The organism is Mycobacterium sp. 1482292.6 (assembly GCF_001672995.1).
In the GTDB taxonomy this organism is placed as follows: domain Bacteria; phylum Actinomycetota; class Actinomycetes; order Mycobacteriales; family Mycobacteriaceae; genus Mycobacterium; species Mycobacterium europaeum_A.
In genome coordinates this window covers 1-596 of sequence record NZ_LZKV01000163.1, presented here as the reverse complement: position 1 = coordinate 596, position 596 = coordinate 1, and the positions used below count along the sequence as shown (strand labels likewise).

The window sequence follows — 596 nt, the reverse complement described above, 5'->3', positions numbered from 1 at the left end:
CACCGCTCGGCCGGAATCTTGAGCCGTGTCGCCTCCCCGGCGGAGGTCAGGACCAGCGCCGCGCCCTGGTCGACCATGTTGTTGGAGTTCATCAGCTTGGTGTAGGGCCAGCTGATCATGCGGTTCTGCGGACCGGCGCTGCGGATCTCGTCGGCGCTCGACGGCTTGCGGATCCAAGCGTTCGGGTTGTCCACCGCGACGGCGTTGAACCGGGCCCACAGCGCCCCGATGCGCTCGAGGTGATCGTCGATCGACTCGCCGTTCGCGATCCGCAGCGCCTCCTCGAACAGCGGATAGACGTAGGCGGGCCGGTCCAGGGAGATCCTGATCTCGGCGTCACCGGCCATCGGGACGTCGTCGCCGCTGATTTCGGCCATCGGGACCGAGTGGTCCTGCTCGGTCCACACCAGCTTGGCGCCCTTGGCCCGCAACCCGCGCCGGGTGCGCCAGGTTTCGGCGCCGGCCAGCAGCACCACCCGGGCGTGACCCCGCTGGATGTCCAGGCAGGCCTGGTTGACCAGCGACTGTGGCACGTTGCCCCCGACGGGGCTGTACAGCGTGCTGAAGTCCGTCGCCCCGATCCGCTGGCCGAGCAA

General features: G+C 69.1%; 1 pseudogene. It reads right to left on the bottom strand.

Going from position 1 to position 596, the window contains the following annotated elements:
- A pseudogene (locus A5624_RS16940) lies at positions 1–596 on the bottom strand (hypothetical protein); the annotation flags it as partial.